22 protein-coding genes and 1 pseudogene are annotated in these 26,833 nt (G+C 48.8%); 14 read left to right on the top strand and 9 right to left on the bottom strand.

The annotated features are described in order from the left end of the window. Nucleotides 1–166: 166 nt before the first annotated feature. The 4 genes from V7D78_RS06655 to V7D78_RS06640 all read right to left on the bottom strand — a co-directional run bounded on the left by V7D78_RS06655 (nucleotide 167) and on the right by V7D78_RS06640 (nucleotide 3,962). Nucleotides 167–352 (bottom strand): hypothetical protein, encoded by a 186-nt coding sequence (locus V7D78_RS06655; RefSeq protein WP_333607657.1) that lies wholly within the window; start codon nucleotides 350–352, stop codon nucleotides 167–169. Between the two features lie 661 nt (nucleotides 353–1,013). Further along, a complete protein-coding gene (locus V7D78_RS06650) occupies nucleotides 1,014–1,544 on the bottom strand; it encodes an NUDIX hydrolase (protein ID WP_333607656.1) in 531 nt (176 codons plus the stop codon). Nucleotides 1,545–1,612: 68 nt separating this feature from the next. Beyond that, nucleotides 1,613–2,470, bottom strand: coding sequence for a universal stress protein (locus V7D78_RS06645; protein WP_442886508.1), 858 nt, complete (start codon nucleotides 2,468–2,470; stop codon nucleotides 1,613–1,615). Nucleotides 2,471–2,477: 7 nt separating this feature from the next. After that, on the bottom strand, nucleotides 2,478–3,962 hold the full coding sequence (locus V7D78_RS06640; protein WP_333607655.1) for a SulP family inorganic anion transporter: 1,485 nt from the start codon (nucleotides 3,960–3,962) through the stop codon (nucleotides 2,478–2,480). A gap of 336 nt (nucleotides 3,963–4,298) precedes the next feature. Between V7D78_RS06640 and V7D78_RS06635 the strand changes: the two genes are divergently transcribed. Continuing rightward, nucleotides 4,299–5,582, top strand: a complete 1,284-nt coding sequence (locus V7D78_RS06635; RefSeq protein ID WP_333607654.1) for a class I SAM-dependent methyltransferase — start codon at nucleotides 4,299–4,301, stop codon at nucleotides 5,580–5,582. 32 nt (nucleotides 5,583–5,614) lie between these two features. Here V7D78_RS06635 and ppx read toward each other — a convergent pair whose 3' ends face one another. The 3 genes from ppx to V7D78_RS06620 all read right to left on the bottom strand — a co-directional run bounded on the left by ppx (nucleotide 5,615) and on the right by V7D78_RS06620 (nucleotide 9,882). Beyond that, nucleotides 5,615–7,180, bottom strand: a complete 1,566-nt coding sequence (gene ppx, locus V7D78_RS06630; protein WP_333607653.1) for an exopolyphosphatase — start codon at nucleotides 7,178–7,180, stop codon at nucleotides 5,615–5,617. Then, entirely contained in the window at nucleotides 7,177–9,300 is a 2,124-nt protein-coding gene (gene ppk1, locus V7D78_RS06625; RefSeq protein ID WP_333607652.1) for a polyphosphate kinase 1, read from the bottom strand. Before ppk1 ends, ppx begins: the two co-directional genes overlap by 4 nt. An 84-nt stretch (nucleotides 9,301–9,384) precedes the next feature. Then, nucleotides 9,385–9,882: a glycine cleavage system protein R gene (locus tag V7D78_RS06620; RefSeq protein WP_333607651.1), complete on the bottom strand. Its 498-nt coding sequence runs from the start codon at nucleotides 9,880–9,882 to the stop codon at nucleotides 9,385–9,387. A gap of 270 nt (nucleotides 9,883–10,152) precedes the next feature. On the opposite strand from V7D78_RS06620, the gene V7D78_RS06615 reads away from it, so the two are divergent. From V7D78_RS06615 to V7D78_RS06555, 13 genes and pseudogenes are all read left to right on the top strand, one after another. Then, nucleotides 10,153–11,076, top strand: a complete 924-nt coding sequence (locus tag V7D78_RS06615) for a PstS family phosphate ABC transporter substrate-binding protein (protein ID WP_442886509.1) — start codon at nucleotides 10,153–10,155, stop codon at nucleotides 11,074–11,076. Continuing rightward, nucleotides 11,073–12,851 carry an ABC transporter permease subunit gene (locus V7D78_RS06610; protein WP_333607649.1) on the top strand — a complete coding sequence of 593 codons (1,779 nt, stop codon included), beginning with the start codon at nucleotides 11,073–11,075 and terminating at the stop codon, nucleotides 12,849–12,851. Before V7D78_RS06615 ends, V7D78_RS06610 begins: the two co-directional genes overlap by 4 nt. A gap of 131 nt (nucleotides 12,852–12,982) precedes the next feature. After that, nucleotides 12,983–13,843, top strand: a pseudogene (gene pstA / locus V7D78_RS06605) (phosphate ABC transporter permease PstA); the annotation flags it as partial. A 33-nt stretch (nucleotides 13,844–13,876) separates the two neighbouring features. Beyond that, nucleotides 13,877–14,644 carry a phosphate ABC transporter ATP-binding protein PstB gene (gene pstB, locus V7D78_RS06600; protein ID WP_333607647.1) on the top strand — a complete coding sequence of 256 codons (768 nt, stop codon included), beginning with the start codon at nucleotides 13,877–13,879 and terminating at the stop codon, nucleotides 14,642–14,644. A gap of 44 nt (nucleotides 14,645–14,688) precedes the next feature. Beyond that, nucleotides 14,689–15,399 carry a phosphate signaling complex protein PhoU gene (gene phoU, locus V7D78_RS06595; protein WP_333607646.1) on the top strand — a complete coding sequence of 237 codons (711 nt, stop codon included), beginning with the start codon at nucleotides 14,689–14,691 and terminating at the stop codon, nucleotides 15,397–15,399. Nucleotides 15,400–15,610: 211 nt separating this feature from the next. After that, complete coding sequence (locus tag V7D78_RS06590; protein ID WP_333607645.1) at nucleotides 15,611–17,371, top strand: Na/Pi cotransporter family protein; 1,761 nt, start codon at nucleotides 15,611–15,613, stop codon at nucleotides 17,369–17,371. Between the two features lie 143 nt (nucleotides 17,372–17,514). Further along, nucleotides 17,515–18,426 (top strand): hydrogen peroxide-inducible genes activator, encoded by a 912-nt coding sequence (locus tag V7D78_RS06585; RefSeq protein WP_333607644.1) that lies wholly within the window; start codon nucleotides 17,515–17,517, stop codon nucleotides 18,424–18,426. A gap of 92 nt (nucleotides 18,427–18,518) precedes the next feature. Further along, on the top strand, nucleotides 18,519–19,544 hold the full coding sequence (gene queA, locus V7D78_RS06580) for a tRNA preQ1(34) S-adenosylmethionine ribosyltransferase-isomerase QueA (protein ID WP_333607643.1): 1,026 nt from the start codon (nucleotides 18,519–18,521) through the stop codon (nucleotides 19,542–19,544). Nucleotides 19,545–19,807: 263 nt separating this feature from the next. Continuing rightward, on the top strand, nucleotides 19,808–20,944 hold the full coding sequence (tgt, locus tag V7D78_RS06575; protein ID WP_333607642.1) for a tRNA guanosine(34) transglycosylase Tgt: 1,137 nt from the start codon (nucleotides 19,808–19,810) through the stop codon (nucleotides 20,942–20,944). A gap of 26 nt (nucleotides 20,945–20,970) precedes the next feature. Next, nucleotides 20,971–21,306 (top strand): preprotein translocase subunit YajC, encoded by a 336-nt coding sequence (yajC, locus tag V7D78_RS06570; RefSeq protein WP_333607641.1) that lies wholly within the window; start codon nucleotides 20,971–20,973, stop codon nucleotides 21,304–21,306. 26 nt (nucleotides 21,307–21,332) lie between these two features. Then, nucleotides 21,333–23,186 carry a protein translocase subunit SecD gene (secD, locus tag V7D78_RS06565; protein ID WP_333607640.1) on the top strand — a complete coding sequence of 618 codons (1,854 nt, stop codon included), beginning with the start codon at nucleotides 21,333–21,335 and terminating at the stop codon, nucleotides 23,184–23,186. Between the two features lie 9 nt (nucleotides 23,187–23,195). After that, nucleotides 23,196–24,134: a protein translocase subunit SecF gene (gene secF, locus V7D78_RS06560; protein ID WP_333607639.1), complete on the top strand. Its 939-nt coding sequence runs from the start codon at nucleotides 23,196–23,198 to the stop codon at nucleotides 24,132–24,134. A 78-nt stretch (nucleotides 24,135–24,212) separates the two neighbouring features. After that, nucleotides 24,213–24,587 carry a rhodanese-like domain-containing protein gene (locus V7D78_RS06555; protein ID WP_333607638.1) on the top strand — a complete coding sequence of 125 codons (375 nt, stop codon included), beginning with the start codon at nucleotides 24,213–24,215 and terminating at the stop codon, nucleotides 24,585–24,587. Here the strand turns inward: V7D78_RS06555 and V7D78_RS06550 are convergent. Next, nucleotides 24,584–25,834, bottom strand: coding sequence for a mechanosensitive ion channel family protein (locus V7D78_RS06550; RefSeq protein WP_333607637.1), 1,251 nt, complete (start codon nucleotides 25,832–25,834; stop codon nucleotides 24,584–24,586). The genes V7D78_RS06555 and V7D78_RS06550 overlap by 4 nt on opposite strands. A 101-nt stretch (nucleotides 25,835–25,935) precedes the next feature. Next, entirely contained in the window at nucleotides 25,936–26,739 is an 804-nt protein-coding gene (gene suhB, locus V7D78_RS06545; RefSeq protein WP_333607636.1) for an inositol-1-monophosphatase, read from the bottom strand. Between the last annotated feature and the right edge of the window lie 94 nt (nucleotides 26,740–26,833).

The following is a 26,833-nucleotide window of genomic DNA, read 5'->3' as shown; positions in this document are numbered from 1 at the left end:
GTAATCAAAATGGAAAAGAGCTGATACTATGGTCAAATTCGTGGGGATCCCTCAGACATTTTACAACCAAGCTTCTGTTTTTGTGTTGTTTTACCGAAACTGTACCGCTTATAATCTGCCTATGGCCGCCCGGACAACATAACAGGGATATAGGGGCATTTTGTCTTTAGTGGCTACCGTCATCAATAAATGTCTCTTCGTGCAGCGCTTGAGCTTTGGCGATTTCCATATAGAACTCCGTAATGTCATTGCCATAGGCCTCCCAGATCGCGGTTTGAAACAGATCCAGCATTTCATATATACATGCAGCCTCACCCGGTGTCCAGTGCGTGGTTATTTTCAGCGTTTTCATTTAGCCGGCCCTTTCCGTTTGTGGCCTTGCCTCTGGTCGCTGCCTTCTCTTGTGCTTCTTTCATCCGATAAGAGTGCCAAATATCGCTGTCCGCCGGGTAATGCTGACGTTGGGTACAGAGCCATGGTAAGCGGCATCATTTTTTTCCAAAATAAACCTGCTGCCCGACCGAGATGAGCGATGCTGTTGGGAGCGATTTGTGCTGTGCTTGTGGCTCTTGCTGAACATTATTTTTTAGTTAGTTCATATGTCTGCTTTTGATTAAAAGCGTAGATTTGAAAACTTCAATGCGAATTTACGCTTTTGGCACAAAGCAGAGATCGGCAAAGTGGTACTTAGAGTTAAAGTGATGGTGTAGTGATTTGCAACGAGCGGTAAAGCCCGCTTGCAAATGAGTAGTCTTTTAAATGCAATTAACTAATTTTATTTAGTTAGTCAAACCAATGGCGGGTGCGGTTGGCAAACCAGACCAACGATAACATTACCGGCACTTCAACCAGCACGCCAACCACTGTCGCCAATCGATTGAAACACCGCCAAAAAAAGATTGCCCAGCAGCACGCCGGCAACAATGCACAAGCCAACCCATACGGATAAATAACGTTCAAAAATGCCCAACAATCACTCCTTTGCTAAATATCTAATCTTGCCAAACCTTTTATTACAGTACGCAACCAGTTAAACACTCGCGGGCAATAGTTTCAAGTAGCAAGGTTTCGCGTATTATGGATAAGCCAGTGGATTCGGCGTTGCTGGCCATCACGGCTTGGTTATGGGCAATTGCCTCAAAAATATTCACCCATTGCACTTGCATGCCATTGGCTTGCTCGTAGTCTTCCAGTTGTGGTGTTCCCAGTTCACCTGTTATCTGGCACAGGTAGCAGTATGAGCGCATAAACATCACGTCTATATCGTTACGATACCAGGGCCGGTATTCATCCACCCGACCAAACTCTGCCAGAATGCTGATCTGTTGGGCGCCGGTTTCTTCGCGCAACTCACGCAGCAGTGCCTCGGTTAGCGCTTCACCGTCGTCAACACCGCCGCCGGGCAGGCTGTAATCGTTATAACGTCTTGTGTATAACAGCAGTATCTGCTCGCCGTTGAGAACGATAGCGCGGGTGGCGATACGTTCGGCTATTCTGTGCTCAGCTTGTGGCTGAATATGGGTTAAACAACTAATTAAACGCATAAGGCTAGCAGGTATCCGTGAGGTTGGCGCAAAAACGATGGCCCGGTATGGCACCGGGCCTAATGGGCTTAACGCAGGATCAGCAAACTACATTTAGCCCGGCTTATCATGGCAGTAGTGGTGCTGCCAACAATAAACTGGCGGATACGCGAATGGCCGTAGGCACCCATTACCAGCAGGTCTATATGGTGTTGCTGCTGGTACTGGTGCAATACGTCTTCTGGCTCACCGCCAATAATGGCCAGCGTAGTGTCAAAACCGGCATGGCGTAAAATGCTCGCTGCGGCGTCCATTTGTGCCTGGGTTGCGGCGGTGTTGGCACCGGCCATCACCAGATGCACCGGCAGGCCTTTACCCAAGGGGCTGGCAGCCAGCATTTCAATGCCTTTTAATGCCGTAGCACTGCCATCATAGGCCAGCATAATGCTTTTCGGCTCGCTGTAGTTTTGCTGAGTCACCAATATTGGTTTGTGCAAGGTACGGATAACCCGCTCGACATGGCTACCCATATGGCCGTGGGAGTCAGCACTGCTCAGGCCACGTTTGCCCAATACCAGTAAGCGGGTTTCATCTTCCAGTTCGGCGAGGGTTTCTACCAGTTGACCATGGCGTAAACGCTGATCAACCGCTTTAACGCCGGCGGCTTCAACCCGGGCCTGGGCCGCGTCCAGCATAATGCGGCCGCTTTCCATGGTAAGTTTGCCGTGCGCTTCATCCAGCTTTGCCAGTTGCGCCAATAGCGCTTCCTGGCTACCCAGGCCAATGCTGCCACTTAAATCTGTCGCAGCGGGCTTAGCCGATTTATTCAGTACATGAATTACCGACATGGCAACATTGAGTTTTTTGGCAGCCCAGGCTGCATAGTCACAAACCGCTTGGGCATAGGGGGAGGCGTCAATACACGCCAGTACTTTTCTGCTCATCATGACTCTCCTAGTGGCCCATCAGTTTTTCAACGGCATCTGGCTGATTATGTACGGCAAATTTATCGACAAGCGTAGCGCTGGCTTCATTTAAGCCAACCAGCTCTACCTCGGTACCTTCGCGGCGGAATTTAATGACTACCTTATCCAGAGAACTAATGGCGGTAATATCCCAAAAATGCGCTTTGCTCAAATCGATAGTGACTTTTTCTACGGCTTCTTTAAAGTCAAAGGCGCTGACAAACTGCTCGCTGGAGCTGAAAAACACCTGGCCTATCACACTATAAGTTCGTTGGTGGCCATCTTTTGATGGGCTAGAGCCGATATACAAGATTTGGCCGACTTTATTGGCAAAAAACAGTGCGCTTAACAATACGCCCACTAATACGCCATACGCCAGGTTATGGGTAAATACCACCACAATCACTGTCATGATCATCACCACCGAAGAGCTTTTCGGGTTCTTGCTTAAATCTTTTACCGAAGACCAGCTAAAGGTACCGATAGACACCATAATCATCACCGCCACCAGTGCAGCCATCGGGATCATGCCGACCCATTTATCTAAAAATACCACCATGACCAGCAAAATTACCCCGGCTAATAGCGTGGATAATCGCGTACGACCACCGGATTTGACGTTAATAATCGACTGACCAATCATCGCGCAACCGGCCATGCCACCAATCAGGCCTGAGCCAATATTGGCCACACCCTGACCGACACATTCGCGGTTTTTATTACTTGAGGTATCGGTTAAATCATCAACAATGGTTGCCGTCATTAAGGATTCCAGAATGCCTACTACTGCCAGCGCTAAAGCATAAGGAAAGATAATTTGCAGGGTGTCAAAGTTAAGAGGGACGTCTGGCCATAAGAAAATAGGCAGGCTATCTGGTAGCTCGCCCATATCGGCCACAGTACGGATATCCATGCCAAAATAGAACGCCAGCGCGGTCAGTACTACAATACACACCAGCGGTGATGGAATAGCTTTAGTGACATAGGGGAACAGGTAAATAATCGCCAGGCCTAAGGCCGTCATGCCATAGACGGTGGTTGTGCCATAGGTACCGCTGAGTTCTGGTAATTGCGCCATAAAAATCAGAATCGCCAGCGCATTCACAAAACCGGTGACCACAGAGCGCGACACAAAGCGCATTAAATCGCCCAGTTTCAATAGACCAAACACAATTTGAATGACACCGGTTAATAAAGTGGCCGCTAACAAATACTCTAAGCCATGCTCTTTTACCAGCGTAATCATTAATAGCGCCATGGCGCCGGTCGCGGCAGAGATCATACCGGGGCGAGCACCGGTAAATGAGATAATTAAACAAATGGCAAAAGACGCATACAAACCGACTTTGGGGTCAACGCCGGCAATGATAGAAAAAGCAATGGCTTCAGGAATGAGTGCCAGTGCCACAACGATAGCGGCCAGAACATCGCCTCTGATATTAGAGAACCAGTTCTGCTGAATAGATTTCAACATACAATATCCAATAAGTGTGGTAATACGGTGGTAATAGGAACAACACAGCAAAATTACGTTTAAAGTTGCGCTTTCTCTTCACGTGTCGCCTATAGCGAGCTCTGAGTTGCTAGCCCCAACTTTTTTGCAATTTTTTAATAGGTTGAATCGTTACACCGGCCTATCCTCATGGAATTTTTGTTGTGTTGATAATTTTTAAGCGCAGGATTATAGCGATTCAGCAGCCTTTATACCAGTTTAAATTCTCAGCGTCTGCCGGGGCAGGAGGTAAAATGACCGCTGCTGCAGCCTGTTTATGCTAGGATAGTGGCATTCAACAATGATACAGACTTTATCATGCAAGACTGGATACTCCCGCTATTACGCTGCCCTGGTAGCGGCGACAGCCTGCGTTTGGAGGCAGGCAAACTGCACGGCCCCAAGCAGGCCTACCCATTTTTGAATGGCATTCCTTGCCTCTATCCTAACCCGGGCATGGGGTTATTGGAGTGGGGCACTAAAATTCAACATTATTTGCAAGAAGAAAGTCAGCAGATTGCCTTTGCTCAAGCCCTCAGCCAAAGTGCTCAATCTGCGCTGACTAAAGGGCGCCTTAAACAACAAGCGATAGCGCGGCAGCATAACCTCAGCTATTTACAACAATCCTTGCATGCTTTTTTAACCTACCCACAAGTGCCTGTACTGCCCTCAAGCCAGCAAATTTATTCCTACTTCAAATTGTTTTTCCGAGACTGGTGTTGGCCTGGCGATGAGCTGCAGCAGTATCTGGAGTATGTCAGCGCGCACCTTGCTAAAAAGGCGCAAAATGTGTTGGTTCTAGGCTCAGGGGCTGGTGGTCTAAGCTATGGGCTGGCAGAAAGGTTTCCGGATGTTCGTTTTGTTTCTTTAGAGCACAACCCCTTTTTAGCCTTAACGGCTGATGCGATAATGCAGGGGCAAAAAATAGCGCTATATGACTATAGCCTCTATCCCAGCAGCATTGAAAAAACCGCCCAGCGCTGGTCTATACAAAAGCCACCGCTGGTTGTGGCTAATCATCAATCCATCATAGCCAGCTACCCACAATTGCCTTTTGCACCACAAAGCTTCGATTACATTATCGCCCCCTGGTTTCTGGATATTCTGGATATGCCTTTTAGCGATGCCATCCGCGCCCTGTTACCGGCATTGAAAAAAGACGCCAGCCTGATCTTCTTTGGCCCGGCCAATGTGCACAAAAGCCATGCCGAACAACAATGGACGCCAGAGGAAATCTGCGACGCCTTTGGTCAGTATTTTCAACGGGTGAGCAGCGACACCAGCAGCCTCACGTATCTCAACAGCAATTTAGATTCGCAACACCGCCTGGAAACGCTGCTTTTTGCCCACTGTCAACAACCACGCAATAAGTCGCCAAAACCTGTGGCCAAGGCTGCTGCGCGCTTACAGCTCACGCCCGAACTGCTGCAATATAAGGCGGTCAACGAAACCTTTTACAAAGTGCTATCTGTCATTGATAAAGATATCACCGCCCCAGAATTGGCGACACTATTGGTGAGCAAATTTGGTTTTGATAACAAAGAATCGCTTTACTATGCCGAATTTTTTATCCGAAAAATCGCCATGGACATCGGGCAATAAAAAAACAATATGCTGTGTAATGCGTCTCTTGGTTAAGCGCTAAGGGTATCAGCTAAACCCGGGCACTCGAGTCTAAAGGCGATTTTTTTCAGGGCTTTTTGCTCCAGCAGTAAATCGGCTGACAGCAAACTTTGCTGTGTCAGCCACTCGGTGGGCAACACTAATTGCAACTGCTGGCTGGCGGCACTTAGTGTCAGCTCGGGCACAAAATCATCGCGACGCTTTTGATTCAGCAACACGGCCAGTCGGAGTAACACCAGCAGGTTGATCACCTGGGGGATTTGGTACAGGCTGAACATCGGAATTTCATCAGCGCGGATTTTGCGGCGGTGAAAGCGCACCAGGCAGGCCAATAGCAGTTGTTGCTCCTGGTTAAAGCCAGGCAGGTTGGCGTGTTGAATAATATAAGCCGAATGTTTTTGCACGCCGGAGGAGTTAATGTGCAAACCAATTTCATAAATAGTGGCAGCAAAACCCAGCAGCAGCGCATCTTCATCGGTTAATTGCCATGGCTGGCGAACCTGACTAAACAGCAGTAGTGCCGTGTGCTGTACCCGGGCCGCCTGCGCCTGATCAATATCATAACGGCGCACTAAGCTTTGAATGGTGTGCTCACGAATATCCAGATGTTGTAGCCGATCGCTCATTTCATACAGCACGCCCTCGCGCAGCGCGGCATCGATATAAACCATCTGATCCAGCTGTAACATGCGAAAGGCGGCAATCAAAATGGCCAGGCCGGAGCAAATCAGCAATTTGCGATCATCGGTCAGGCCGGGTAAGTCCAGTTGCGCGCTGTTTTCATGCTGAATAAGGTTATCTTTCAGCGCCAGTAACATAGGCAGCTCAATGGCACCCTGGCTCCAGCCAAAGCCCTGTACTATATCGCGGATGGTTTTAATGGTACCCGAGGTGCCTACCGCCTGTTGCCAGCCGGCCGTTTTAAAGCTGCTGACAATAGGCTCTAATTCCTGCTCAGCTTGAATAATGGCCCGTTCAAAACGTTTGCCACTGATTTTTCCAGCGGCAAAATGGCTTTTAGCATAACTGACACAGCCCATGTTGCGACTGCTTAACCTGAGCGGTTGCGAGCCTTCCCCTATGGCAAACTCAGTACTGCCGCCGCCAATATCCATTACCAACCGGCGGCCGGCAAAATGCTCAAAGTGCGCCACGCCCTGATAAATAAAACGCGCTTCTTCCTGACCGGAAATCACTTCAATCGGAAATGGAAACAACGTTTTAGCACGGCGTAAAAAGGTGGCAGAATTTTTCGCCCGGCGTAGGGTATAGGTGGCAATCACCCGCACCGATTGCGGCGCAAAAGGTTGTAGCGTATCAGCAAATTGCGCCAGTACATTCAGGCCGCGCTCTATTGCTTCTTCACTTAATACCAAATCTTCATTTAAGCCTTCGGCTAATTGCACCTTTTGTTTTTCGCGGTGCAAAAGCTGAATATCGCCCTCAACAATACGGGCAATAACCATGTGAAAGCTGTTAGAGCCTAAGTCAACCGCGGCGATATAGGGCGCGGCAGCCGGTTCAGTGCTGATACTGGCCGCTGCGCTGGTTTCTGACACAATAAGAGGTGTAGTCAAAGATCCTGTTCTGCCTGTTCAATCAAGGATAATCTGGCAAAGTAATCATAGATCTGTTGTTGCGATCGGTTATTACGTTTATTGCCGCGTTTAACATAGTTATTGGCTTGCTTAGCATCAATAATACGGGCTTTTACGTTATCGCGCCATTGAATATCCAGGGTGTTGAGCACCTGCTGTTTAATGCGGGCGTCATAAATAGGCACCCCGACTTCAATCCGCTGATCGATATTACGGGTCATCCAGTCTGCAGAAGATAAATAGACGTCGGTGTCGCCACCATTATGAAATACGTAGACCCGGGCGTGCTCTAAAAAGCGGTCCAGTACACTAATCACTTTGATATTCTGGCTTTTGCCAGGTACGCCCGGTACCAGTGAGCACATGCCACGAATGATCATGCGGATTTTAACGCCTGCCTGACTGGCCCGGTACAGCAGTTCCACAATCTGATGATCAACCAGGTTATTAATTTTTAAAAAGATTTCAGCCTTGCGGCCACTAATGGCAAAATCAATTTCGCGCTGAATTAATGACATTAAGCGCGGCCGGCTCCAGGTGGGCGACACTATCAGGTGTTTAAACTGGAATGGCCGGTAAGTATGTTCAATAAACTCAAACACCTGCTCTATTTCGTCAGTAATATCACTCTGGCAGGTAAACAGGCTCATATCAGTATAAATACGGGCGGTTTTTTCATTAAAATTACCGGTGCCGATATGGCCGTAACGTACCTGTTTGCCTTTTTCCTGGCGGCTGATTAAGCACAATTTAGAGTGAATTTTTAGCGTGGTCAGGCCAAATACCACCCGAATGCCGGCATCGGTCATCCGTCTAGCCCAATTAATGTTATTTTCTTCATCAAAGCGCGCTTTTAACTCTACCACTACCGTCACTTTTTTACCGTTGCGCACGGCATCGAGCAGCGAGTGAATCACTCTGGAGTGCTTGGCCACCCGGTACATGGTCAGTTTAATGCTAGTCACTTTAGGGTCAAATGACGCCTGGCGTACCCACTCGGTAAAATAACCAAAGTTATGATAGGGGTAGTACAGCAAAATATCGCTGGCACGAATGGCATCAAAGGTGGTGGTATGGGCTTCAAACTCCGGGCTGGGTAACGGCGGCAGCGGCGGAAACTCCAGGCTTTGATGACCAATATTCGGAAAGCCGATAAAATCTTTGAAGTTGCGATAACGGCTGCCCGGGATCAGCGAGTCAGCCGAGCTGGTACCCAGCTGTTTATTCAGTACCTTGAGCATTTGCTCGGGCATCTGTGCATCGTAAACCAGACGAACCGGCTCAGATTGCAGCCGTTGCCGGATCCCCTTAGACATTTTATCGATAAGGCTTTGATCCAGCGTATCGCTGATATTGTATTCGGCGTCGCGGGTTAACTTTAATGAAAACCCCTGGATTTGCTCAAATGCAAAAAAACCACTGAATAAATCAGCCAGGCAATGCAAAATAATGTCGTCCAGTAGCAAAATTTGCCGCCGGTAATGGCCATTTTTCTTGCGGGTATTTAAATGCAGTGGTAACTCAATGAAGCGGGATATCTCGTCAGTGGGCACTTGGACAATGGCATACTCAGGTTTGCCTTGACCGGTCATTTCCACCATTAAATAGGTGGTGTTGTCTTCCAGATTACGTGCCAGCCGTACTTCATCACTGGATAAAATCATCGGCGAAATATGGCGTTTTACTTCGGTGCGGAAGAAATCTTTAATCCAGGCCGATTGCACTTCAGTGAGTTTATGGTTATCAATCAGTTCTATGTTGTGCTTACGCAGTTCTAACTGAATGTCTAAGTAAATTTTATTAAACTGCTCCCCAAGCGCCAGCACCACTTTTTGGATCTGCTGCAGTAGCTGCTCGGCATCTTCCTGCTCATCTGACTGGTATTTTTTCAGTAAAACGCGGCGTTTTACATCGGCTACCCGAACCCGGAAAAATTCATCCATATTATTGGAGTAAATGCCTAAAAACCGCAGGCGTTCTATCGGTGGGTTGCGTTCATCGGCCGCTTCCTGCAACACCCGGCCATTAAACGCCAGCCAGCTGAGTTCACGTGGGGAATTAGGAAAATCGGCAGTAGCTTGCTGCGCTATCAGGTCCATTTAATACAATCCGGCGAGAGTAAAGGCCTTCACTCTATGTCTTTTTTGTGACAAAAAAATGAAGGCGCTAAGGCGTTAATCACTTTATTCTATGTCTACTATGATATCGGTCGCTATTGCTTCCAGGGCTTCTACGACATCATCACGGCTAAGGCCTGATGGCAGCTCTACAGTGGCCACGGCGCTGAATAACGGCACACCCCAGTTTGGCGCGCTTTGTTTGGCACTTTCAAAATGAATAATGTTTGAACCTTTGTGTTTTAACACTGTAGACAGTTCACGCACTATGCCCGGGCGGTCATTACCGGTGATCACGAATTTCAGCTGTTTATCGATGTTCAGCACAACCTCTTCACCATGCTGAATTTTAATATTCAGCTCAGTGATTTGCTGCAGCGCCTCAGTCAGGGCGGCTAAATCCTGCTCGGCCACTTCTACCTGTAAAATGCCGGCAAAATATCCGGCCAGGTGACTAAGGTTACTGGCCATCCAGTTGCCATTATGTTGATTAATGACGCTGGCCAGCTGTTCGACTAAACCGGATCTATCTTTACCAATTAAGGTTAAGACTAACTGCTTCATATTCGCTTCCTTAAAAATCCTTACTAAGCACAGCGGCTAATGCCTGGCTTGCTTGGTGTGTACCTGTTAGCAGATGGGTATATGGAGTGTAGACGCAAGCTGATGATTTTTGAACGCAATCTAACTATTTATTTTCGTTTACTGTTTTGTCCCTGCCTGCTGTTATAAGATAAACTGGCTAACTAAATCGACAGAGGGGCATCAGGTGACAAAGGGGCAGAGCGCGTGCTAAGTGGCGACAAGGCATCTGGATCTAACATCGTGCTGATTATGGGCTTATGTCTGGCTGTAGCTTGTGCGCCGACCTTAAAGGCTAGCCCGGGCGGTAACCTGAGCAGTGTTGGTTCAGATACCATGCATCAGGTAATGCAATTATGGGGCGACGAATTTAAGCGCCACTTCCCGCAAGTTAACTTTCAGCTGCAAAGTAGTGGTTCCTCCACCGCCCCCGTCGCCTTAATTGAAGGTACCGCCGCCCTTGGGCATATGAGCCGCGCCATGCGCCAGAGCGAGCTACAGCAGTTTGAACAGCGTTTTGGTTACCCGCCTACGGCTATACCCGTGGCGATAGATTTGCTGGCAGTCTATGTACATCCTGATAATCCTTTAACACACATCAGTTTAGCGCAACTGGATGCCGTATTTTCCATTAATCGCCGCTGTGGTGGTACCGGGGACATTCAGCAATGGGGGCAGCTGGGATTAACTGGGCGCTGGCAGCAACGCTATATCAATCTGTTCAGCCGTAACTCGGTATCGGGTACCTATGGCTTTTTTAAGCAACATGTGTTGTGTAACGGCGATATTAAGCCCCGCACCAACCAGCTGGCGGGCTCCTCCGCTATGCTCAGAGCCATAAGTCAGTCGGTGACGGGTATTGGCTATTCCGGTATTGGTTACGCTACCTCAGGGGTAAAGGTGTTGGCGCTGGCGGCCAATGGTGAGGATGCAGTGGCGCCGACATTGGATAATGCGTTATCTGGTCGTTACCCGCTGGCCCGGCAATTATATATTTACGTTAACCTTGAACCGGGCAAACGCCTGGCGGCAAATGAGCAGGCCTTTTTAACACTGGTACTCTCTGCCAAAGGCCAGCAGTTAGTGCAAGCTGATGGTTTTTTGCCGTTGCCAGTGGAGCTAATACAGCATTGGCAGCAGCAGCTTGGCTTAGCTTCTGAGTTGGCGCTGCCATGAGCCAGTCTGCCCCTAAGTTAACTGCGCCAACACGTATTCAGCGCCGTCGCCGCTGGTACAACCGCTTATTTAAAACGCTGATAGGCTTGTCCGGTATCAGCGTGGTGCTAATGCTGGCAGCACTGTTTATCTATTTATTCAGTGAAGTACTGCCGTTGTTTCGTGGTGTCAAAGGCTCGGCGCTGGCGCCGGTACCCTACAGCGTTTCGTTAGCGCCTTCACAGCCAGCGCTGTCAGGCGCTGAGCTCATGCAAGCTATTTCGCCCTCGGGTGACTATGTGTTGCAGGTCGATGCCGCCTTGCAGGCGTGTTTAAAGCAAACATCAGTCGCGGCAGGCTGTATTCAGCAATGGCGTTTAAGCGACAGCAGTGACACCCTGACCAGTATAGTCTGGATGTCAGCCGGGCAGGCCTTGCTGGCCGGCTATCGAAGCGGCCGTTTGCAGCAGTGGTTTTTAGTGGCGGATGCGCAGGGGCAGCCACAATTTACCCTGAGCCGTGAGCTACTTGCACAACAGGCGGCGATAGTGCAGATAGCCTCTGAGCAGCACCGTCGCGGTTTTGCTACGTTAAATGCAGCGGGGCAACTGGCGGTGTTTTATTCTGCCCGCGGCAAGCCATTGTGGCAGTATGATACTGGCCTGACTAATATTCAGGCTATGGTGTTTTCAGCGGATAATCAGCTGTTAAGCTTGTACAGTGCCACAGAGCAACATCGTTATGCGCTTGCCAATCCTCACCCGGAAATCAGCTGGCAAACGCTGTGGCACAGTGTCTGGTATGAGGGCTTTGCCCAGCCTGAAACGATTTGGCAAACCTCGTCTGCAGCCGATGACTATCAACCGAAGTTTTCATTAATTCCGTTAACCAGTGGCACCTTAAAAGCGGCATTTTATGCCACCATTATTGCTGCGCCTTTAGCAATCATGGCTGCCATTTATTGTGCTTGTTTTTTACCGGCCAAACCACGGCGGCGCATTAAGTCGCTGATTGAGCTGATGGCGGCTTTTCCAACGGTTATTTTGGGTTTTATTGCTGCGGTCTGGTTAGCGCCTGTGATAGAGCAACATTTATTAGGCTTAGCGCTCTGGTTGTTGTTATTGCCGCTGAGTGTCTTGCTATTAGCGGCGCTATGGCCACGCTTGCCCAAGCACTGGCAGCAGCAGTGGCAGGGTGGGCGTGAAGTGCTGTTGTTGATGTTGTGGATTGTTCTGATAAGTTTGCTGGCGTTTACGGCCGGCAGCCAGTTAGACAGCTGGCTGTTTACCGATGGCTTACGTTTTTATCTGGATGAGCAGGGTATATATTACGAACAACGTAATGCGCTTATTGTCGGCATTGCCATGGGTTTTGCGGTGATCCCCGGGATTTTTGCTATAGCCGAAGATGTAATGCAGCAGGTGCCGTCGCAACTTACCCGTGGTGCCCTGGCGCTGGGCGCCACGCCCTGGCAGGCGGTGTTGAAAATTAGCTTGCCGTTAGCCGCGCCAGGCTTAATCGCCGCCAGTCTGGTCGGTTTTGGCCGTGCTATCGGTGAAACCATGATAGTGCTGATGGCCACCGGTAACAGCCCGGTGAGCAATTTTAATATCTTTGAGGGCTTGCGCAGTTTAACCGCCACCCTGGCTATTGAGTTACCAGAGGCCACCGTGGGCAGTAGCCATTTTAGGGTGCTGTTTGTCGCGGCCTTATTGTTGTTACTCTTTACCTTTGTCGCCAATACCGCCGCTGAAATTATTCGCCAGCGCTTGCGTAAAAAATATCAGAGGTTGTAACCATGTTGCGTAACTGGTTTCGCCAGGGTCAGCCCTGGATTTGGTTAAATGCCGCAGCCGTGGCACTCAGCCTGTTACTGGTTGGCGCACTACTGCTGTTTATCGTGGTGCAAAGCGCCGGGGTGTTTTGGCCTGAGCAGGGGCACCTTGGCAGCAAAATCTGGCATTATCTGCAAAATTGGTGGCAGTTTCTTAGCGGCTCTTCCAGTGATGGCGGCTTGTTTCCAGCGATTGTGGGTACGGTACTGATGGTGTTGTTGATGTCGGTGTTGGTCACGCCACTGGGTGTGCTAGCTGCCGTTTACCTGCATGAATATGCGAAAGACGGCGTGCTGGTCAGATTAATTCGTATTGCGGTGCATAATCTGGCCGGGGTGCCTGCCATCGTCTATGGCGTGTTTGGCCTCGGCTTTTTTGTGTATTTTCTTGGTGGCAGTATTGATCGGCTGTTCTACGCTGAAGGCTTGCCTACGCCCACCTTCGGTTCCCCAGGTTTAATATGGGTATCGTTAACACTGGCGTTATTAACGCTGCCGGTGGTGATTGTTGCGACCGAGCAGGGCCTGGCCAGCATTCCTAAAAATCTGCGTTTAGGCTGTTTTGCCTTGGGGGCGACCAAAGCCGAAGTGATCTGGAAGGTTGTGCTGCCACAGGCCTCGCCGGCCATGGTTACTGCCTTGATGCTGGCCATAGCAAGGGCCGCCGGTGAAGTGGCCCCTTTAATATTTGTTGGGGTGGTGAAATCGGCACCGCTGCTGCCCTTTACTACTGAGTTTCCTTACATACAGCTGCAGCAAAAAATCACCAGTCTGGGTATGCATATCTATGATGCCGGAATGCAAAGTCCGGCGGCGCAACAAGCAGAGCCGCTGGTATTTGCCTCGGCATTGGTACTGATTATGCTGATCTTTTTGTTCAACCTGGCGGCATATCGTTTACGTAAGCGGCTGAACCGACGTTATCGGCAACAAGCAATAGCTGATAATGATTGAAGTAATAAAAATGTCACAATAGCAGAGTAATATATGAACACTGACGTTGCCATTAAACTGGATGTACAGGATTTATCCTTAAAGTTTGCCGATAAAACTGTGCTGCAACGCATTAATTTGCGCATACCTGCGCACCATATTACCGCGCTAATAGGCCCGTCGGGCTGCGGCAAATCCAGCTTATTACGCAGCTTTAATCGCATGAACGAGTTGCTGGATGAAACCGTGACCGAAGGTCGGGTGCTGTTAGATGGCCTGGATATTTATCAGCCAGACATTGAAGTGGCGGAATTGCGGCGCAGAGTAGGCATAGTGTTTCAAAAGCCCAATCCTTTTCCGCACAGTGTTTACGAAAATGTGGGTTTTGGCCTACGCTTACAAGGTATCAGCCGCGGGCGTCAGCTGGATGAACTGGTGGAAGCGGCGCTTAAAAAAGCCGCTCTGTGGAATGAAGTACGGGATCGTCTACATGAGAGTGCAGTCAATTTGTCTGGCGGCCAGCAGCAACGGCTAGTCATTGCCCGGGCTATTGCCATAGAGCCGGAAGTGTTATTGCTGGATGAACCAGCATCGGCGCTGGACCCGATTTCGACCTTGAAAATTGAAGAATTGATGTACGATTTAAAGCAGCACTACACTATAGTGATAGTGACGCACAATATGCAACAAGCGGCCCGGGTGTCAGACTATACCGCCTTTTTAAATATGGGCCAGCTGGTTGAGTTTGATGAAACAAATAAAATGTTTACTGATCCTAGCCAGCGTGCCACTGAAGATTACATTACCGGGCGCTTTGGCTGAGCAGTGAACAACACAGGCATTTTACAGCAGCAAGGACTCCGTCAATGGATAAGTTAAATTTATCAAAGCACATCTCTAGTCAGTTTAATGAAGAGATAGAGCAAGTTCGTAATCATGTCATGGCGATGGGCGGTCTGATCGAACGTCAGTTGTATGATGCATTAACCGCTATTGCGAACAGTGACAGTGAGTTAGCGCAGCAAGTCATTCGAAACGATTTAATGGTAAATGACTGGGAATTGCAAATTGACCAGGAATGCACCCGCATTATCGCTAAGCGTCAGCCTGCGGCCAGTGATTTACGCTTAATTATGGCCATTTTAAAAACCATCGCCGATTTAGAGCGCATTGGTGATGAAACCCGCCGTATTGCCAAGGTAGCCCTGGAATCATTCAACAGTGCCCAGCAGGATTTATTGGTCAATCTGGATAATTTAGGCCGTCACGTTGGCCAGATGCTGCACGATGTACTGGATGCTTTTGCCCGCATGGATGTGGAAGCGGCGTTAACGGTACATAAAGAAGATAAAAAAGTAGACCGCGAATACGAAGCCATTACCCGTCAGCTAATGACCTATATGATTGAAGACCCGCGCTCTATTCCAAAAATCATGAATGTGCTCTGGTCAGCCCGTTCGCTGGAGCGTATTGGTGACCGCTGCAAAAACCTGTCGGAATACATTATCTTTTTTGTGAAGGGTAAAGTGGTGCGTCACAGTTCAGAAGAAACGCTGGAAAAAGAAGCGCGCAGCTAAGCCGGCGTTGTCAATTTTAGTTCGCTCAACCCGCAGTTTAATGGGTTGGGTGGACTGACTTCAGTCTGTATTAATATTTCATTTTTATTACAGTCAAATTCAGGGTTATAATGCCCGCCTTAGTGCGCGAATCGCACAAATTTAATCATTACCAATGACTTCAAGCAGTTGAAAATCAATGGCGCTGTTTAAATGAAAAAAGGCAATAACCATGAATTATTCGTTATTTGATTTTCTGCAGTTGATCGGTTCACTCGGTATTTTTATTTTCGGTATGAAAATATTCAGTGAGGGCCTGCAAAAAATTGCTGGCAATCGTTTAAAGGGCATTCTAAGCGGTATGACCCGCAACCGCCTGACCGGGGTGCTAACAGGCTTTGCCACTACTGCTATTACCCAATCGTCTACGACTACCACTGTGATGGCTGTAACCTTCGTAAACGCGGGTTTACTGACTTTTGTACAATCTACCGGGGTTATTATGGGTGCTAATATTGGTACTACCATAACAGCCTGGATGGTCGCGCTATTTGGCTTTAAGTTTAAGATCACGTCAATTGCTGTTGCGGTTATAGGGGTATTCTTTGCCTTTTTATTTTCAAAAAATACCCGTTTACGAAATATTGCCGAGGCAATGGTTGGCTTTGGTATTTTATTTATTGGTTTAGATTTTATTAAAGGTGCGGTACCTGACATAAATAGCAACCCTGCCATTTTTGCTTTCCTAGATGGTTTTGCCCAATATGGGTATTTCTCGCTCCTTCTATTTGTGGTTGTTGGTACTGTTCTTACCTTACTTACTCAATCCTCGTCAGCGGCTACTGCTATTACGCTGGTCATGGTTTTTGAAGGCTGGATCTCTTTCCCTATAGCAGCCGCAATGATCCTTGGTGAAAATATTGGGACTACGGTAACCGCCAATATTGCCGCGCTGGTTGGTAATGTTCATGCCAAACGAGCTGCGCGATTCCACTTCTTTTTTAACGTTATTGGTGTGCTGTGGATGCTTGCTTTGATTTATCCGGCATTGCATTTTATCGACTTTATCATGCAGTATTTTACTGGCAGCAATGCATCGGTCATGGCGGGTGGAGTTGAAACCAGGGACACTGCGGCCTTAGGACTCTCGTTATTTCATACCTTCTTTAATGTGTTAAATGTCATTATCTTGTTTGCTTTTATTCCATATTTGGTGCGTTTTGTGGAATATATTCAGCCAGATCGCGGGGGTAAAGATGACGAGTTCCACTTACGATATATCAGTGCTGGTGTGATGACCTCACCCGGTTTAGCAGTAGAGCAGGCACAGAAAGAGATCCAACAGTTTGCTGGGGTAATCGATAAAATGCATGAATCGGTAACCGAATTGCTGTTTTTGCCTTTGCCCACTCAGGCTCGCGAAAAGCTGATGGATAAAATTCACAAATTTGAAGAAGCCACCGACCAGTTTGAAGTAGAGATTTCTGATTATCTGGTACAGATCAGTGAAAATACTAACCTGGAGCATGCGCTGACCGGCCGCATTCGCTTTATGCAGACCATGATCAATGACATGGAGCGGGTAGCAGATATTTATTATCAAATCTCCAAGTTGCATGAGCGGATGACAGAAACCGATTCTAAGTGGCCGGAGCAAGCAACTGAAGAAATGCTGCAGATGATGCAGGCGCTGGCTGTGGCTATCAATACCATGAATGCGAACGTAGCAAAAGAGCCTGCTGCCGTGCAGCTGGACGGCGCCATTGATAATGAAAATCAGATTGACCGCTTACGCGATCAGTTCCGTGATAATCACTACCTGCGGTTGGAAAACGGCGATTATGCCCCTCGTGCCGGCGTGGTATTTATTGATATGCTTAATCGCTTAGAGCGGATTGGTGATCATATCCTGAATGTGAATGAATCTGCGGCGGGCCGTCGTTTAAAAGCGATGCGTATTGAAGGCCATAAGGTATACCGTCCTTTAGGTTAATCAAGATTATCCCAGAAAAGCCCTCTTGCATGAGGGCTTTTTTTTGAGCAGTGGATCTTAGGTCTTGCACATGCCCGAGGTTGGCATTAAAGTCAAAAATCTATTTTTATAGTTATAATTATGACTTTTAATCGGATGAATAAATGAAGCGCCTACCCAGCATCAAACAACTGCAATACTTGCTTGCGCTTCATGAGCACCAGCACTTTGGTCGGGCCGCAGAAGCTTGTTTTATTGGCCAATCTACGCTGAGCGCGGCCATTGCCAATATGGAAGAAACCATGCAGGCACAGCTGCTGGAACGCGATCACAAAACCTTTATTTTTACGCCATTGGGTGAAGATGTGGTGCGCCATGCCCGGCAAATTGTCGAGCAGTGTGAAGAGTTAACTGAATTTGCTAAATCGCAGGGTAAGCCGATGGCAGGGCCATTCCGGCTGGGGTGTATCCCGACTATTGCGCCTTTTGTGCTTAGTGAGGTGATGACAGCGTGCCGGCAACGTTACCCTGACTTGCAACTGCTGCTGCGTGAAGATACCTCAGACAATTCCTTGCATGCGCTGGCAGAAGGCCGGCTGGATATGGTGCTACTGGCGCTGCCTTATGATACCGGCGCTTTTCATACTGAAGTGCTGGCGCAGGATGCCTTTAAGCTGGTGTTACATAAAGACTGGTTGGGGCGAGGTTTTAATCAGGATATTCATCAATGGCCGGATGAGAGTATTTTTTTGCTGGAGCGCGAGCATTGTATTACCGGCCACGCGGTAAAAGCCTGTGAACTGGAAGACAGCCGTAAGGTCAACCCGTTTTTTGCGACCAGCCTGCATACGTTAACCCAGATGGTCAATAACCAATTGGGGGTGACCTTTTTGCCACAAATGGCCATCAACAGTGGCTTACTAGAAGGTACTGAGCTGCTGGCACAAAGCCCGAGCAGTGGCTTTGCTTATCGTGATATCGGTGTGGCCTGGCGGCCCACCTCAAACAAAGCGGGCAGTTACCGGGCGATGACTGAGCTTATCGCCAAGGTATTAACGACAAAATGTCAGGCATAAAGGGTGAATATTCGTTAAAATAGCATCGTAGTAATAACGCAGTACCACCATTCATTTCAACTACTCTGGCCGGTTAAGCCAGGCAGGATCCTATGCAAGTATCAGATTTTAGTTTTGAATTACCGCCAGAGCTGATTGCCAGCGTGCCACAGCCTGAGCGTTCAGCCAGCCGTTTATTGTGTATGCAGCGCGACAGCGGCCAGTTAAGCCACCGCATTTTTCGCGATATCAGTGAGCTGCTGCAAGCAGGCGATCTGTTGGTGTTTAACAATACCAGAGTGATCCCCGCCCGTTTGTTTGGCCAGAAAGCCTCGGGTGGCAAGGTAGAGGTTTTGGTAGAGCGAATGCTGGATGATAAACGTTTTTTAGCCCATGTTCGCGCCAGTAAGGCACCAAAACCCGGAACGATGCTGGTGCTGGAAAATTCGGCCGAAGTACGGATGAATCAGCGCCATGACGAATTATTTGAGTTACAAGTAATGGGTGATGAGCCTGTGCTGCAGATGCTGGAACGTTTAGGTCATATGCCGCTGCCCCCTTACATCGCCAGGCCAGATACGCCAGAAGATAAAGCCCGCTATCAAACCGTATATAACGAAAAACCCGGTGCAGTGGCTGCTCCTACTGCCGGCTTGCATTTCGATGTGCCTTTACTGGAAAAACTCAAAGCCAAAGGCGTTGAATGTGCTTTTGTGACCTTGCATGTCGGTGCCGGGACTTTTCAGCCGGTGCGGGTAGACAATGTGCTGGAGCACAAGATGCACGCCGAATACATTGAGGTCTCGCAACAGGTAGTCGACGCTATTGCCGCCTGTAAGGCGCGTGGTAATAAAGTGGTGGCGGTGGGCACCACCTCGGTGCGTTCGCTGGAGTCGGCGGCGGCGCAGGGCGCCGGACAGTTGATTGCCTACAGTGGTGATACGCAGATTTTTATCTATCCGGGTTATCAGTTTAAAGTGGTAGATGCGCTTATCACCAACTTTCATTTGCCGGAGTCGACATTGATCATGCTGGTATCGGCGTTTAGCAGTCGCGAACAGGTGATGCATGCCTACCAAACAGCTATTAGCGAAAAATACCGTTTTTATTCCTACGGTGATGCGATGTTTATTAGCTAATTGATAAGCATTTTCCTGCTTTTTTGGTAATAATTCTAAGCCGCTGGGGGGTGACAGGGTGTTCTTATGCAGCAGCGGCAGGGATGCCGCGCAGGCTGAGTCAGCACAGGGATGTGTTGTCGAAGGCGGCGAAATAAGAATTTCCCTGTCATGCCCCTTTTCACCGTGCTTTTGGCGGCATTGGCGTTTAGCTTCTCAGCCGTTAGCTGTTATAATGCGCCGCGAAATAAGCCAGACTGTCTTTCTGGCGACTGAGGATAGTAATGAAATTTGAATTAGATACCACTGATGGCAAGGCCCGCCGTGGCCGGCTGATCTTTGAACGTGGCGTAGTGGAAACCCCGGCCTTTATGCCGGTGGGCACCTACGGCACGGTAAAAGGCATGACACCAGAAGAGCTGGAAGCCACCGGTGCCCAGATTTGCTTGGGCAATACCTTCCATTTAATGTTGCGCCCGGGTACCGAGATCATCAAAAAACACGGTGATCTGCACGACTTTATGCACTGGCACAAACCCATCCTGACCGACTCTGGCGGCTTTCAGGTATTCAGCCTAGGTGAGCTGCGTAAGATTACCGAAGAGGGTGTTAAGTTTCGTTCGCCGTTAAATGGTGAGCGCATTATGTTAACGCCCGAACGTTCGATGGAAGTGCAGCGCGATCTGGGATCAGATATCGTGATGATTTTTGACGAGTGTACGCCATACCCGGCCACTGAGCAGCAAGCGAAAAAATCGATGGAATTATCACTGCGCTGGGCTAAACGCTCGAAAGATGCGCATGGCGATAACCCCTCGGCGCTGTTTGGTATTATTCAGGGCGGTATGTATCCTGACTTACGGGATATCTCGCTGCAGGGCTTGGAAGAGATTGGCTTTGATGGCTATGCCATTGGTGGTTTGTCTGTAGGTGAACCGAAAGAAGACATGATCCGCATTTTAAATCACACTACGGATAAAATGCCGGCACACAAGCCGCGGTATTTAATGGGTGTTGGCAAGCCAGAAGATCTGGTGGAAGCGGTGCGACGTGGCATTGATATGTTTGACTGCGTGATGCCAACCCGCAATGCCCGTAATGGTCATTTGTTTGTGTCTGATGGTGTAGTGAAAATCCGCAATGCCAAACACAAGGATGATACCGGGCCCTTAGATAAAGAATGTGATTGCTACACTTGTAAAAATTATTCCCGGTCATATCTCCATCATCTGGACCGTTGTAATGAGATCCTCGGTGCCAGGCTAAACACTATTCATAATTTGCATCATTATCAAAAACTGATGCAGGGATTGCGTGACGCTATAGCCACTGGTACTTTGGAGCAGTTTGTCGCCGAATTTTATGCTAAACGTGCGTTGCCAGTGCCACCGTTGCACAGTAGCGAAGAAAAAACCAAATAACAGTTAATATTATAAAGGGGAATACCATGAGTTTATTGATCAGTAATGCCTACGCCAATCCCGGACAACAACAAGCCGGTGGCGGTTTTGAATTACTTATAATGCTGGCGGCCTTTGGTCTGATTTTTTACTTCTTAATTTACCGGCCACAAGCTAAGCGGGTAAAAGAGCACCGTAACCTGATGGCTGCGCTGGGTAAGGGTGACGAAGTGTTGACCCAGGGCGGTTTAGTTGGCCGTATTACCAAAATTGCTGAAGATAAAGACTTTATCAGTATAGCCTTGAATGACAGCACTGAAGTGACTGTGCAAAAAGGTGCCATCAGTGCCGTGTTACCTAAGGGTACGCTGAAGTCGCTGTAAGGCGCAGCTAACGAAAGGAAAGTGTTGTGTTAAACCAAAACCCCCTTTGGCGGTATCTGGTAGTGTTAGGTGTAATACTGGTTGCACTGGTATATGCCTTACCTAACTTATACCCGGAAGACCCGGCGTTAAATATTAACGCCACTCGTGGCGGTGTGGTTACTGAAACCACCCGTCAGCAATTAGAGCAACGTTTTATCGAGTCTGGTGTCACGCCCCGTTCTGTGACGGTAGAAAACGGCCAGTTATTGGCGCGCTTCGAATCTGCAGAAGATCAGTTACGTGCCCGTGAGCTGGCGACGCAGTTACTGGGTGCCAATTATGTGACGGCGTTAAACCTGGTACCGACCACACCTGACTGGCTGGCGGCTATTGGCGCTTCGCCGATGAAACTGGGCCTGGACTTACGCGGCGGTGTGCATTTTTTGATGGCTGTCGACATGAAAGCGGCCATGGACAAAAATATCAACGATTTGGCTCAGGCGTTTCGCGCTGATTTACGTGAAGATCGCGTGCGTTACCGCTCAATCCAGCCAGATTTAGCTGCCGGCCATGTACAGTTGTTGTTGCGCAGCAGCGAGGATATGGACGCTGCCCGTGCTGCGCTGTTAAAGCGTGATCGCGAGTTAGTCTTTACCGACGGCGCCGCTGAGTTCAGCCTTAATGTCAGCATCAGCGAAAACCGCGTGCGTGAAATTCGTGAGTATGCGCTGGAGCAAAACATCACCATTATCCGCAACCGGGTCAATGAAATTGGTGTGGCCGAGCCGCTGGTGCAACGTCAGGGTGCCGATAGGATTATCGTGCAACTACCCGGCGTGCAAGACCCGGCCCAGGCCAAAGAAATTTTAGGCGCCACAGCAACGCTGGAGTTTCGTTTAGTCGATGAGCAGGGCGATTTAGGTGCAGCCTTAAATGGCCGCATGCCAGCGGGTTCTAGTTTGTATTATGACCGTAATGGTCAGCCTTACTTACTGGAAAACCGTGTCATGCTGACCGGTGAGCACATCACCAATGCTTCCTCGGGTTATGACGAATACAGCCGGCCTCAGGTCAATATCTCTCTGGATGCGCAAGGCGGTAACTTGTTATCAAATGCGACCCGTGACGCTATTGGCCGCCGCATGGCTTCGGTGTTTATCGAGTATAAGCCAGGTGAAGAGCGGGCTGCCGATGGTACTCCAGTGCTGGTTAAGCAGGAAGAAGTGATTAACGCGGCTACCATACAAGCGCGCTTAGGCCGCAGCTTCCGTATTACCGGTATTGATAACCCGGCTGAAGCGCAAAACCTGGCGATGTTACTGCGTGCGGGTGCCTTAATAGCCCCGACGCAAATTATTGAAGAGCGCACCATAGGCCCAAGCCTGGGACAGGAAAACATTGACTTGGGTAAAACCGCGATTATGTGGGGTATGGTGGCAGTGCTTATCTTTATGGTGTTTTACTATAAAGCCTTTGGCTTAATTGCCAATACTGCGCTGGTAGTTAACGTTATCCTGATTATTGGCGTAATGTCGATGATTCCGGGGGCGACGCTAACCTTACCGGGTATGGCAGGTATAGTGCTGACTGTGGGTATGGCGGTTGATGCCAATGTGTTGATTTTTGAGCGCATCAAAGAAGAACTGCGCGAAGGCCGCAGTATTCAGCAAGCCATTCATCACGGCTATGACCGCGCTTTTGTGACCATTGCTGATGCCAACGTCACCACCTTGATTGCGGCGCTGATTCTGTTTGGTATGGGCACAGGCCCGATCAAAGGCTTCGCCATTACGCTGGCTATCGGTATTATTACTTCGATGTTTACGGCTATTGTCGGAACCCGTTTATTAGTGAATTTAATCTGGGGTGGCCGCCGTGTGCAGTCACTGCCTATTTAGGAGGCAGACATGATCGCATTCACTAACACCGTGAACTTTATGAAGCTAAAAACACCGGCAATGTTGTTGTCATGCTTTTTAGTCTTGGGATCTTTGGGCCTGATTTTTTTTAAAGGCTTAAATTTTGGGCTGGATTTTACCGGTGGTACTGTTATTGAAGTAGGCTACAGCCAGTCTGCTGATTTGAGCCAGGTACGCCAAACCTTAGATGCCGCCGGCTATGGCGATGCAGTAGTGCAATATTTTGGCTCCAGCCAGGATATCGCCATTCGTATTGCACCACGTGACGGGGTAGAACAATCACGTATTTCTAATGAAGTACTGAGTGCGCTAACGGCCGCCACTACTGATACTGTTGATTTACGCCGGGTAGAGTTTGTAGGCCCAAGCGTTGGTGCAGAGTTAAAAGAGCAAGGTGGCCTGGCCACACTGGCGGCGTTACTCTGTATTTTAGTCTATGTGGCCTTTCGTTATGAATGGCGTTTTGCTCTGGGTGCGGTAGCCGCACTGGCGCATGATGTGATTATCACCGTGGGGTTGTTCTCGCTGCTCTGGCTGGAATTTGATTTAACGGTATTGGCGGCGGTATTGGCAGTTATTGGTTATTCACTGAACGATACCATCGTAGTGTGTGACCGTATTCGCGAAGGTTTTCGCAAAATCCGTGATGCACTGCCGGTAGAAGTGGTGAATGAATCGCTGACCGGTACCTTAAGCCGTACTTTAGTCACGTCATTAACCACTATCTTAGTGTTGTTGGTGCTGTTCTTTCAGGGCGGTGCTTTAATCCATGGCTTTGCTACCGCTCTGCTATTTGGTGTATTAATTGGTACTTACTCTTCCATCTATGTCGCCAGCTCTATTTCATTGATGCTGGGTATCAGTCGTGAAGATTTAATTCCGCCACCGGTTGAAAAAGAAGGTGAAGGTACAGAGTCTTTGCTGTAAATCGGTGTTGAGTATGCTAAAAATGCCAGTCAGTGACTGGCATTTTTTTTAAAGCTTTTTTTAATATGGAGACTTGTCATGAGCAAAGCACATAACCCCGGTTTTTTAGCGCTGGTCGCAGCGGCTAAAGCTGAAGTCAAAGAGATCAGTATTGATGAGCTGTTAGAGCACAATCAACCCTTTGTGTTGCTGGATATTCGTGAAGATAATGAGTGGGCACGCGGCCATTTACCCGAAGCCATGCATCTGGGCAAAGGCATTATTGAGCGTGATATTGAGCAGGTGGTGGCCGATAAAAAGCAAAAAATCGTGCTGTATTGTGGTGGTGGTTATCGCTCTGCGTTATCAGCGCAGACGTTGCAGCAGATGGGCTATCAGCAGGTGTTAAGCCTGGCCGGTGGTTACCGGGAATGGTTAGATAGAGGCCTGGCAGTGGAGGTGCCCGCCAGCTAATTAGCCTGGCGGACCTGTCTGACCAGCGCACGCACATCCATGCCGCTGGGGTGTTGATATACCCTTAACCCAAACTCTGGCAAAATGGCCAGTAAGTGATCAAAGATATCAGACTGTATGCCTTCATACTGCACCCAGGCAGTGGTGCTGGTAAAGCAGTAGATTTCCAGCGGTAAGCCATCGGCAGACGGTGACAACTGGCGCACCATCTGGATCATGTTCTGGTTTACCCCGGCATGGCTTTTCAGGTATTGCAGGGTATAAGCACGAAAAGTACCTAAATTGGTAATACGCCGGGTGTTGACCGGCTCTTTACCTTGCTCGGCCAGCGCGATATTCCACTCGTCTATTTCTTGCTGTTTGTTAGTCAGGTATTCCTGCAACAACTTAAATTTGTTTAAACGCTGGGTTTGTTCTTTATCCAGAAAATGCACACTTTGCTGATCGAGCATAATGCTGCGCTTCATGCGCCTGCCACCGGACTCCTGCATGCCACGCCAGTTTTTAAAGGAGTCGGTCATAAAACGGCGGGTTGGGATGGTAGTAATAGTCCGGTCCCAGTTCTGAATTTTGACCGTATGCAGTGCTATGTCTATCACATCGCCATCAGCATGTAACTGTGGCATTTCTACCCAGTCACCGACCCGTATTACATCATTAGAGGAAATTTGTACGCTGGCCACCAGGGATAATATCGTATCCTGAAAAATCAGCATCAGCACTGCCATCATGGCGCCTAAACCGGACAACAAAATCAGCGGTGAGCGGTCAAACAGCGCTGCGATAATTAAAATCAGCGTCACCGCATAGATCACTATGGTCAGCAGCTGGATATAGCCTTTAATCGGTTTATGTTTGGCTTCTTCGCGGCGAGAGTATAGGGTATTGATTAAATTCAGCAGTTTAATGATGGCCAATGCCACTGTTAAAATAATAAAAGCATTGCTGACATTATAGGTTATCTTTGCCACGGCTTCCGGTAAGTGTGGCACCTTGCCGATACCAGTGGAGATCACTAATGCTGGCACCACGTTAGCCAGCCTGGCAACGAAGCTTAAATCCATGCCTCGCTCTTCACACTGCGCTTTGGGCATATCCAGTAAACGGAACATGCCACGCAGTAGTATGCGTTTTACAATAAAATTGGCTAGCCAGGATAGGGTAATTAACGCGGCCAGCCCCAGCCACATGGCTGATTGCGGGTGGGCACTAAGCCAGACCTGAAAATGCGCCAGTTGTTCTTGCATAAAAAACCTCATGCTATTTCATCCACGCTAGTGTGCCCCAGCACTGGCTGCAGTGCAAAAAAAATCCGGCGATGGCCGGACTTTTACTTAGTGATAGGAGTTTATTTAGACAGCGTTTCTGACAGGTGTGGCCGCATGCCTTTCACCATGGCCTGTAAGACTTTCGGGCTGGCGGCAACCACATTACCACTTTTCATTTGATTAGAGCCACCAACAAAGTCACAGACCATACCACCGGCTTCACGCACAATCAGTTCACCTGCAGCGATATCCCATGGCTTTAAGCCAATTTCAAAAAAGCCATCAAAGCGGCCAGCTGCCACATAGGCTAAGTCTAGTGCGGCTGAGCCGGTGCGACGCATATCGGCACAGTCGGCAAAAAAGCTATTGAAGATGTTGCTGTAGCTGTCTAAATGGTGTTTGGCCTTAAACGGAAAGCCAGTGGCTAAGATCGCGCCGGTCATGTCTGGCAGGGCGGTTACCCGGATGCGGGTACCATTTAATTGGGCGCCACGGCCGCGTGAGGCGGTGAAAAGCTCGCCACGCAGCGGATCAAAGATCACGGCCTGGTCTAATTTACCCTGATGTTTTAAGGCGATAGACACCGCGAAATGCGGAATGCCTTTAATAAAGTTGCTGGTGCCGTCCAGGGGGTCAATAATCCACTGAAACTCGCTGTCGCTATTGCCGTAATCACCATGCTCTTCGCCAATAATACCGTGAGTAGGAAAAGATTTTTTTAATACCTCGACAATAGCTTGCTCGGCTTCTTTATCTACATTGGTGACAAAGTCGTTGCTGCCTTTAGGGAACTTCTGAACCATATCTAACTGGCCACAGGCCCGGGCGATAACAGTACCCGCACTGCGCGCAGCACGAATGGCGATGTTTAACATCGGATGCATAGTGATTACCTTATTTGAAAAGAGCTGTGTAACAATTTGTTGCTGCCAAACAAAACAGCGGCGCATATTTTAACGGCTAATGATTAAAAGTAAA

Origin of the sequence: Arsukibacterium sp. (assembly GCF_036735525.1) — a bacterium.
In the GTDB taxonomy this organism is placed as follows: Bacteria; Pseudomonadota; Gammaproteobacteria; order Enterobacterales; family Alteromonadaceae; genus Alishewanella.
The sequence above is the reverse complement of the archived record's forward strand: the minus strand, read 5'-3'. Positions and strand labels throughout refer to the sequence as shown.

Bases quoted from the DNA above. Each gene is read 5' to 3' on its own strand.
- V7D78_RS06620 (WP_333607651.1), bottom strand. From the start codon at position 9,882: ATGAAGCAGTTAGTCTTAACCTTAATTGGTAAAGATAGATCCGGTTTA.
- yajC (WP_333607641.1), top strand. From the start codon at position 20,971: ATGAGTTTATTGATCAGTAATGCCTACGCCAATCCCGGACAACAACAA.
- V7D78_RS06610 (WP_333607649.1), top strand. From the start codon at position 11,073: ATGAGCCAGTCTGCCCCTAAGTTAACTGCGCCAACACGTATTCAGCGC.
- V7D78_RS06555 (WP_333607638.1), top strand. From the start codon at position 24,213: ATGAGCAAAGCACATAACCCCGGTTTTTTAGCGCTGGTCGCAGCGGCT.
- V7D78_RS06635 (WP_333607654.1), top strand. From the start codon at position 4,299: ATGCAAGACTGGATACTCCCGCTATTACGCTGCCCTGGTAGCGGCGAC.
- pstB (WP_333607647.1), top strand. From the start codon at position 13,877: ATGAACACTGACGTTGCCATTAAACTGGATGTACAGGATTTATCCTTA.
- V7D78_RS06585 (WP_333607644.1), top strand. From the start codon at position 17,515: ATGAAGCGCCTACCCAGCATCAAACAACTGCAATACTTGCTTGCGCTT.
- suhB (WP_333607636.1), bottom strand. From the start codon at position 26,739: ATGCATCCGATGTTAAACATCGCCATTCGTGCTGCGCGCAGTGCGGGT.
- V7D78_RS06640 (WP_333607655.1), bottom strand. From the start codon at position 3,962: ATGTTGAAATCTATTCAGCAGAACTGGTTCTCTAATATCAGAGGCGAT.
- V7D78_RS06650 (WP_333607656.1), bottom strand. From the start codon at position 1,544: ATGCGTTTAATTAGTTGTTTAACCCATATTCAGCCACAAGCTGAGCAC.
- V7D78_RS06590 (WP_333607645.1), top strand. From the start codon at position 15,611: ATGAATTATTCGTTATTTGATTTTCTGCAGTTGATCGGTTCACTCGGT.
- V7D78_RS06615 (WP_442886509.1), top strand. From the start codon at position 10,153: ATGGGCTTATGTCTGGCTGTAGCTTGTGCGCCGACCTTAAAGGCTAGC.
- phoU (WP_333607646.1), top strand. From the start codon at position 14,689: ATGGATAAGTTAAATTTATCAAAGCACATCTCTAGTCAGTTTAATGAA.
- secF (WP_333607639.1), top strand. From the start codon at position 23,196: ATGATCGCATTCACTAACACCGTGAACTTTATGAAGCTAAAAACACCG.
- ppk1 (WP_333607652.1), bottom strand. From the start codon at position 9,300: ATGGACCTGATAGCGCAGCAAGCTACTGCCGATTTTCCTAATTCCCCA.
- V7D78_RS06645 (WP_442886508.1), bottom strand. From the start codon at position 2,470: ATGATGAGCAGAAAAGTACTGGCGTGTATTGACGCCTCCCCCTATGCC.
- queA (WP_333607643.1), top strand. From the start codon at position 18,519: ATGCAAGTATCAGATTTTAGTTTTGAATTACCGCCAGAGCTGATTGCC.
- tgt (WP_333607642.1), top strand. From the start codon at position 19,808: ATGAAATTTGAATTAGATACCACTGATGGCAAGGCCCGCCGTGGCCGG.
- V7D78_RS06655 (WP_333607657.1), bottom strand. From the start codon at position 352: ATGAAAACGCTGAAAATAACCACGCACTGGACACCGGGTGAGGCTGCA.
- V7D78_RS06550 (WP_333607637.1), bottom strand. From the start codon at position 25,834: ATGCAAGAACAACTGGCGCATTTTCAGGTCTGGCTTAGTGCCCACCCG.